The sequence below is a fragment of the Candidatus Binatia bacterium genome, from assembly GCA_036382395.1.
Lineage (GTDB): Bacteria > Desulfobacterota > Binatia > HRBIN30 > HRBIN30 > JAGDMS01.
On sequence record DASVHW010000113.1, the window covers coordinates 1 to 3745 of the forward strand.

Annotated in this window: 3 protein-coding genes; 1 reads left to right on the forward strand and 2 read right to left on the reverse strand. The window is 62.5% G+C overall.

What is annotated here, in order from left to right:
- Positions 1 to 600: S-adenosylmethionine synthetase N-terminal domain-containing protein (locus VF515_05445; GenBank protein ID HEX7407080.1), on the reverse strand; the 600-nt coding region annotated here is incomplete at its 3' end.
- A gap of 256 nt (positions 601 to 856) precedes the next feature.
- A complete protein-coding gene (locus VF515_05450) occupies positions 857 to 1720 on the reverse strand; it encodes a RodZ domain-containing protein (protein HEX7407081.1) in 864 nt (287 codons plus the stop codon).
- 296 nt (positions 1721 to 2016) lie between these two features.
- Here VF515_05450 and VF515_05455 point away from each other — a divergent pair, with 296 nt between their 5' ends.
- The gene (locus tag VF515_05455) at positions 2017 to 3075 is read left to right on the forward strand and encodes a sensor domain-containing diguanylate cyclase (protein HEX7407082.1); all 1059 of its coding nucleotides are present in this window, start codon (positions 2017 to 2019) and stop codon (positions 3073 to 3075) included.
- The last annotated feature ends 670 nt before the right edge of the window (positions 3076 to 3745 follow it).

The window sequence follows — 3745 nt, forward strand, 5'->3', positions numbered from 1 at the left end:
GTCGGCCCGTAGCTCTTCGGTGCTGATGGTTTCGGCGTGCTGCGTCGAAACCACGACCGCGTCCACCCGCACCGGGCGCATGTTCGCGTCGTATTCCACCGTCACCTGCGACTTGCCGTCCGGTCGCAAATACGGCAGCGAGCCGTTCTTGCGCACTTCGGTCAGCTTCATGCACAGCTTGTGCGCCAGCGAAATCGCCGCCGGCATCAGCTCGGGCGTCTCGTTGGTGGCGTACCCGAACATCATGCCCTGGTCGCCCGCGCCGCCCGTGTCCACGCCCATGGCGATGTCGCCGGACTGCTTGTTAATGCTGGAAATCACCGCGCACGTGTTCGCATCGAACCCGTACAGCGCGTTGTCGTAGCCGATCGAGGCCACCACTCCGCGGACCACTGACTGGAAGTCCACGTACGCCTTGGTCGTGATTTCGCCCGCGATTACCACCAATCCGGTGGCGGTCAGCGTCTCGCACGCGACCCGGCTGTAAGGGTCCTGCTCGAAACAGGCATCCAGAATCGCGTCCGATATCTGGTCTGCGATTTTGTCGGGATGACCTTCCGTCACCGACTCAGAAGTGAACAAAGAACGGTTCTTCGACAACTGCTCCTCCTCAAACGATTGCGTTGCGGTTCCTGCGGTGCTCCCGGTACACGCCTTTTTGCGGGGAAGGGAGGCTCAAACTGCCACTCTGCGGGAGGGGGTAACCTCTATTGAAAGTAACAGACTCCGCCCGACACCGCAACGCCATTGTAGTTTCCCGGACCTGACCATTAGAGCGCCAGACGGGCCGGAATCGCACTCCCGAATCATTGAATGGCAGTTTTCGCGGCTTGAGTGGCAGCCCGCATCCGGACCGCTATTCCCGAATGCCCTGCGGGGTCAGTATCACCGTTCTCTTCTGATTCTCCGCTCCCAGCGGCGGCAGCAGTTTATCGTTGTGGCTGACTTCGATTCCGCCGGCGTTCTCCGTCACTAATATGACTTGCTTCGCCGCGCGCACCACCCGTTCGCTATTCGCCGGAAGCATCCCGTTCGACACTACTTTCCCGTCCGCCTTGATCCAAACCCGCGCATCCTCTTTCGCCCGTATCTTCACCACGAATTCGTCCGCCGAAGCGCCGGATGTCGTTTGCGGATTCTCCGGCACCGTGCTGGCAGGGATCGCTTGCTTCTGCGCGGTGTCCACCGGCGCTTGCACGGGAGTCTGTTTCGCCGGCGTGGGCGTGGTGGTCGGCTGCTGTGCTACGGGTGCCGGTGATTGCTGTGATGGCGTGGCTACGGGTTGCGTCGGCGTCGCTTCACGCCTCAGTTTGGCCCCGCCGTACTGCGCGTAATACGACTTGGCGGCAAACCCGACCGCCACCACCAGCGCCACGATGATCAGCAGTCCCCACGGGATGCGTATCGGCTCGGGCTTTTCGGGTTCCGCTTCCTCGAACGTGGGCGGCGCGTGCTCCGGACGGCTCAACTTCCCCGCCGCCTGCGCCTCGTTGACCGCGATCACGTAGTCGGCGACCGACTGGTCCTCGTCGATGCCCAGGTATTTCGAATAGGCGCGGACGAACCCTTTATTGAAGATCCCGCCCGGAAGCTTGTCGAAGTCCTGTTGTTCCAGGGCGCGCAGCGACCGCGTGCCGATCTTGGTGGCCTCTGCGATTTCCTCCAGCGTGATGCCGCGCATCTCCCGCTCGCGCTGTAGCCGCTCTCCGAAAGTGCCCACCCACACGACCTCGCCCGACCGCCTGTAAGTAGCCAGTTGTTATGGAATCGAGCAATAGCATCTTAGGTTTAGCCCGATTCGCTGTCAAACTCGGGTGCCCCACCCTTCCGCCCGCTGACCGGGGTCCCCGGCGCGCGCCGCTTTTGCGCGTGCTGGGGTGGTTGGGCGGAGGGTGGGGACTTCCGATGCGCCTCGTACACCGTATGCCGTACCCGTACGCCGCCCCGACGCCTCTTTTTGCCCCGCAACTTGTGCTTCCACACTATAATCAGCCACACTTGAGTGGAACTCTCCCGATGAGCGACGCCGACGCCCCCGCCACCGACCGCATGCGGCACTCGCAGGAGTTAGCCATTTTCCACGACGTCGCCAAGGCGCTCACGTCGTCGCTCAACCTCGACTCCATCCTCCAGACGATCATGGCCAAGGTCGCCGAGTACTTCCGGCCCGACACCTGGTCCCTGTTGATGGTGGATGAGGCCGCCGACGAGCTCTATTTCGCCATCGCCGTGGGGGACGCCGCCGACGCCCTCAAGTCCGTCCGGCTCCATATTGGTGAGGGGATCGCCGGATGGGTGGCCAGGAACGGCGAGGCCCTGGTCGTCCCCGACGTTTACAACGACGCCCGTTTCGCCAAGCGCATCGATGAGATGACCAAGTGGCAGACCCGCTCCATCATCTGCATCCCGCTCAAGGCCAAGCAGCGCGTCTTGGGCGTGATCCAGCTCATCAACGTTCCCATGTCCAGCTTCACCGACAGCGAGATGTTCTTCCTGCGCGCCATTTGCGACTACGCCGCCATCGCCATCGATAACGCGCGCTCCGTCGAACGCATCCAGGAACTCACCATCACCGACGACTGCACCGGCCTTTACAATGCGCGCCATCTCTACAAGACGCTCGAGGCCGAGGTCTATCGCTCCGCCCGCTTCAGCTACGAATTCACCGTCCTGTTCGTCGACCTCGACCACTTTAAGCTGGTCAACGACACTCACGGACACCTGATCGGCAGCAAACTGCTCAACGAGATCGGCTACACCATCAAGAGCCACCTGCGCCTGATTGACTACGCCTTCCGTTACGGTGGCGATGAGTTCGTCGTCCTGCTGCCGCAGACCGGCAAGGATTCGGGCCTGGTCGTCGCCCGCCGCCTGCTCGACTCCTTCCGCAACAGCCGGTTCCTGAAAGACGAAGCGCTGAACCTGAACGTCCGCGCCTCCATCGGCCTCGCCGCCTATCCCGACGATGCCAAGAGCGCCCACGAGATCATCCGCCAGGCCGACGAGATGATGTACGAAGTCAAGAACTCCACCCGCGACAACATCGCCATCGCCCAACGCGGCCTTTTGCGCTAGCCCCTCCTGTCTGTCATCCCGAGCGTAGTCGAGGGACCCCTACTCCCACGCGACTCTTCACGTTCTGTCATCCCGAGCGCAGTCGAGCACCAGTCCGGGATGGCATTCTGGGTGAAGAGCACCAGCGCGCGCAGCGCGCAATAGAACGTAGCCCCCGGCGCAAGCCGGGGGTAAGCTGCCGCCGATGTGGGGGCCCGCGTAGCGGGCGTAAGACTTACAACACAGACACCGGAGGGACGACAAGATTGGCTTAGGCTTTCGATTCGTGGGTGCCCCGCACATCGCGCCGCCAACGCTCCGGACCGCACCCACTGTTGGTGCGCGATGTGTGGGCAAATCACAGGTCCACTGCGCGGGGTCGGGTGCCAAGGAAGCTACAGTCCGACTGTCGGGAGCGTGCCCACACATCGCGCCCAGGAGTCGTATGGAAGGACAACGCAGCACCGCGCGATGTGTGGGGCACCCGGCATCGCCGTGCCTCCGCTGTATTGATTCCCCTGACTATACCCACGTTACGTTCGTCATTGGCCGGGTTGGGTATCATTGTTGACAACGAATGCGCCGGCGCGCATCCTGCGGCTTACTCCCCAATATCTCAGATGAGCCTCAGAACCAAGTTCCTGCTTTCGCTCGTCATCGCCTCGGCCGGTATCACCATCGCCTCGCTCTG